At 42.0% G+C, this 4,861-nt stretch carries 4 protein-coding genes; 1 reads left to right on the forward strand and 3 read right to left on the reverse strand.

Annotated features, from left to right (window positions below; genetic code table 11):
- Positions 1-157: 157 nt before the first annotated feature.
- Positions 158-1,387: an MFS transporter gene (locus FTU17_RS16765; RefSeq protein WP_180035807.1), complete on the forward strand. Its 1,230-nt coding sequence runs from the start codon at positions 158-160 to the stop codon at positions 1,385-1,387.
- Between the two features lie 79 nt (positions 1,388-1,466).
- Here the strand turns inward: FTU17_RS16765 and FTU17_RS16770 are convergent, their stop codons facing one another.
- The 3 genes from FTU17_RS16770 to yccS form a co-directional block, all read right to left on the reverse strand.
- Positions 1,467-1,766: a DUF3817 domain-containing protein gene (locus FTU17_RS16770; RefSeq protein WP_078189335.1), complete on the reverse strand. Its 300-nt coding sequence runs from the start codon at positions 1,764-1,766 to the stop codon at positions 1,467-1,469.
- Between the two features lie 142 nt (positions 1,767-1,908).
- Positions 1,909-2,475, reverse strand: coding sequence for a hypothetical protein (locus tag FTU17_RS16775; protein WP_180003397.1), 567 nt, complete (start codon positions 2,473-2,475; stop codon positions 1,909-1,911).
- 18 nt (positions 2,476-2,493) lie between these two features.
- On the reverse strand, positions 2,494-4,644 hold the full coding sequence (gene yccS / locus FTU17_RS16780) for a YccS family putative transporter (protein WP_373683889.1): 2,151 nt from the start codon (positions 4,642-4,644) through the stop codon (positions 2,494-2,496).
- Positions 4,645-4,861: the final 217 nt, after the last annotated feature.

Consider the following 4,861-nt stretch of genomic DNA (forward strand, 5'->3'; position numbering starts at 1 on the left):
TTCGCAAGAGATGCGATGGATGTCTGATGATTTGTAGTCATAAATTTTAGTCCCCACTTGTTTCTAAGTGGGGACTAAATTAAGGCTTATAGGATGAATTCAGAAGGTGTGTTCAGCGGATGCTTACCGACAGCACACATTTGATATGTAGATAACAATGCAAAACGTACAAACTACAAAATTAAGTCGTGCCACCTTAATGTTTCCCTTGGCACTGGTTTTATTTGAATTTTCTGTCTATATCGGAAACGACTTAGTCCAACCCGCCATGCTTGCGATTACCCAAGAGTTTGGCGTGAGTAGTGCATGGGCACCCTCGTCGATGTCATTTTACTTATTGGGAGGTGCTTGTGTCGCTGCAATATTAGGGCCATTGTCAGACCGATTAGGCCGTAAAAAAGTCCTATTGGGTGGTGTAGCGTTCTTTAGCTTATGCTGTTTAGCGATATTGCTCACACATAATATCGAAAGCTTTTTAACTTTGCGTTTTTTACAAGGTTTTGGCTTGTCGGTTATTTCAGCCGTGGGCTATGCCGCTGTTCAGGAAACTTTTGAAGAGCGAGATGCCATCAAAGTCATGGCGATCATGGCCAATATTTCACTACTGGCGCCACTGATCGGCCCCGTCCTCGGTGCTTTTATGATTGATCACGTGTCATGGCATTGGGGCTTTATTGGAATCGCATTTCTATCTTTTCTGAGTTGGTTTGGTTTAAAGGCCAAGATGCCGGCTCAGCACATCAGCATCCCCAAGCAACCGGTGGGCTATATCATTGATGACTTTAAACAGGTGTTAAAAAACAAACGCTTTTTGGCGTTGACACTGGGCCTACCGATGGTGGCAATGCCACTGATGCTGTGGATTGCGCTATCTCCAGTCATATTGGTGGAGAAGCTAGGACTGAGTAGTATGCAATACGGCATGGCACAGTTTCCTGTTTTAGGCGGGCTGATCCTTGGTAATATTGTCCTGATTAAAATCATCGACAAACTGCCTCTAGGTCAGTCTGTGATGATCGGGCTACCATTGATGTTACTCGGGACGAGCCTTGTGGTGATTGGGACGATGACTGAAAGTTATTTTCTGATATTTCTCATACTCGGCATGAGTTTGGTCAGTTTTGGTGAAGGGATTAGCTTTTCTGTGCTCTATCGTTTTGCCTTAATGTCGTCTGAAATGTCGAAGGGCACAGTGGCTGCGGCAGTGTCTGTGATCATGATGCTGACGTTCTTTGCCGTGATCGAAATCGTGCGCGTGCTATATGAAAACTTTGGCCTTTGGGCCTATAGTTTGGCAGGCTTTACCCTCATTATCTTGTGGTTCAGCCTACCACGCTTGGTGGTGCGAGATATTATACGACAACGTCAATTGTCGGGTGAATTTTAAATTCGAGTTCATGCCATTATAGAAAAAGCCCAATGCTGTGTAGAACAACATTGGGCTTTTTTATTTGTTGTATCCCGTCTTAATTTGATGTTGCAGGTTGTTCTGCATTTTTTAATTTGCGATCGAAAATGAACGGGCCAAAAGGCAAAATCGATGCAATCAGGCCCATTAGAAATACGCTAAGCGACCATTTTTGCTTTTCACAGACCACAAATAGCACCACCAAGAAGGCAATAAACAAGACGCCATGTCCCATACCGACGTATTTGACCAATATTGGATTATCCATCAGGTACTTCATTGGCATAGCAATGAACAACAATAATAAAAAGGAGATGCCTTCGAGTAGGCCCACAAAGCGTAAGGTCTTGATATTCATGCGAAGTCTAAATTCAAAGTGATTTCAGTCTTGAGTGTACCTGAAAGCACAGCAGGAACGAAGCGTTCCTGTTGAAATAATTGATCCGCATATTGAATCTAAGTAAATGTTTTTAAAGTTAATTCTGAGTCATCTGCTCGGATTAATTTTCTAGATCCGCTAAGGCATCCTCAATTGAACCCTGATCAAATTCATAGTTACAGCCGAGTAAAATCATCGGGCTTTTTCCGGTCATTTCAGACAGGCTTAGTTTGTGATTGATGGCATGCAGATCATCCGTTTCAGCTTCCGTGCGTAGGATTTTTTCACCACGGAAAAACGGCATATTGGCAAACATTGGATGCTGCTCAATGCCATACTTTTGGGCAAGTTTTTTCACATCGGCTTGGCGATAGATTGCGAATACTGCATTGGAAGACAGGCCAATTTCTTGGGTCGGCATGCCAAAAAACTCTACAGCCTGCTTATTTTTATAGATATAAATAAACGGTTGATGTGGGTCATCATGGCGTTTCCAACCCAATTGCCCTAGAACCTTTTCATAGTCGAGTAAAGTGTCATGGTAGGTGTCGTAATCGGCCTGACATTCCAGAATACGCTTTAAATCTTGTGCTGTCGGTGCTGCAAAAACAGAAGACGCAGCTAAACATGAGGTCGCCATAATCGTGGTTAATATGAGGCGTTTAAGACCGAAACTAAGCATTTTCATCAAGAGTCCCAAATGATTTTATTTAATTTCCGCCTGAATTAGCTGTGTTCTGAGCTGAATCAGTTCGGCTAATGTTTCTAATAATAAACTGATCTGCTTGAGCACCAGTTGTAGGTGATTAGACCGCATTTCTTCAGTGCTGAGTGTTTGAATTTCGAAAAGTTTTTGCTGAATTTTCTCAGGGTTGAGCGGTTTTTGCTGAATTAAGACGTCGTCTAAGGTGCTTTGACACCATTGCAGTAGTTCAAGGACTTGTTGGTCTTGTACTTGTTCACGGTGGCTCCCCAGTGCCGAAATATAACTGAGCTGACTATGGCTATAGACCAAATAGCGAAAAGCATGTTGAATCAAAATTTGGTCGGGTTCAGGCTCGGTACTTAAACTTGAAATCATGCTCGACAATTCAGTTTGAGCATTATGGGCTGAACGACGGGCACGCCGATAATCAATGCTATTGGTTTTCCCATGGAGATATTGCTCAACCACGGCATCAAAATAATGCAGGGTCGCAGCAGAGCTTTTTTGAATGGTCTTGGAAATATTGCGAAAGTCCCAATCTGGCCAGATCACATTCACCGCAAACCATGCAATAAAACAGCCGAGTAGGGTATCAACGATACGCGGTAAAATGACCGCATAACCTGCGCCTTTCAAATTAAAAATCAGCAAGACCATTAAGGTTGCCATGAGGGTCGCCATGGCATATTTTTTGGCACTCAGATAGAAAAAGCACACGCCAAAAATAATCGTCAGTAGCAATTGACCTTCGACACTCGGCACAAAATACAAAATAGGAATGCCAAGTAAGACCCCTAATATGGTTCCCAATGTCCGCATTTTTAAACGACTTTTGGTCGCAAAATAACGCATCTGACAGACAAATAAACTGGTCAATAATATCCAGTAGCCATTTTTAGCAAAGGGCAATAGCGAAATGGCATAGCCCATCGCAAAGACAAAAGCGATGCGAACGGCATGGCGAAATAAGGCAGATTCGGGACTCAAATGCTGTTTCAGTTTGAGCCATAAATCATGCCACCCATGAATATCGTCATCAAGTAAATTGAGGTTATCAATATGCTGCTGATAGGCCTGTTGCTGTGAATGATCTAAATCCTGAACATGCGAAAAGCGTTCTTGTACACTGTCCAAATTACTCAAGATCAGCTGTAGGTTTTTTACTTCTATATTTTGCGGATTGTTGGTCATCCACTCCTGCAAAGAGGCATGCAAATGTGCCAGTGCTTGCGCAGTAATGGGATCAGGCTGATAGGGCTGCCGATGCAATATACAGTAGGCCAACTGTTGGCAAGCCTGCGCCTGTAATCGAATATTTTTTTGAAAACGGAAAATTAAATCGGTACGGCTAAAATTTTGATGAATTTGTTCATAGTGTAAATAATTCGCATTGGCCTGTTCGTGAATATCTTGTGCCAAGAAATATAAATTCAGCCAGTAGATGGTGTTTTTATTGGCTCTTGAGGCTTTTAAACGGGTGAGTAAAGAAGCTTTGGTGGTGTTTAAACTCGGGATGACATCACTGTTTTTGAGTGATAATTCATACAGTAAATGTTCCACATTGTTGACATTATCTGGGTCAAATAAGCGTGCTTTTGCATTCAGTACTTCGGCGATTTGTAAAAAACAACGCGAGAGATTGTCCTGTACGGGTAGGGTGGGTTTAATCAGGTAAAAAAGAATTGAGGTGAAGCCATACCATAAGGCCCCTAGAACAAAGCAACTGGGTTGAAAATACCAGATGTCATATTCGCCCAAGCCGAACATGGTGTAGATCGATAGTAAAATCGTGCCAAAAGAAATCGTGGCATAGCGTTGCCCCAAAGCTCCTAATAAAATAAATCCTGCACTGGACAGTGAAAGATACAAGATAAACAGCAGCTTATAAGGATAGAGAAAATCTAAAATACTACTGACACTAAAGAAGAGTACGCAGACATAGAGCAAATTACGCAGTCGGATGCTGAGTCGGTCATCAAAGTCGGTGAGCGCGGTAGCAATCGCACCTAAGGTGACGGGCACAATAAAACTATGAAAACCGAGAAAATATAATCCGAGCGTGGTGCCACTCAAAACAATACAAATTTGCAAGCAATACATAATGATTGCACTGGATTGAAACTGTTGAAACCAAGAGAGTCGCGTGTTCACAGAGTTATGAAGTATTCGAATGATTTTGTAAATTAGACTGAGCTTTTTTCTGTGAACTGTCAATTTTTATCAAATGGAGCGTAAAACTCTGTCCTTCAGGTCAGAGATATAAGCGACACGACATGAAGTGTCGTTTGATTTAACTAAGGACTATTTTCCTTGAGTTTTGATTGTTAATATAAGTACATGAAAACCCTTAAATTACGTATAAAAGACA

Source organism: Acinetobacter sp. YH12070, from assembly GCF_013419625.1.
In the GTDB taxonomy this organism is placed as follows: Bacteria; Pseudomonadota; Gammaproteobacteria; order Pseudomonadales; family Moraxellaceae; genus Acinetobacter; species Acinetobacter amyesii.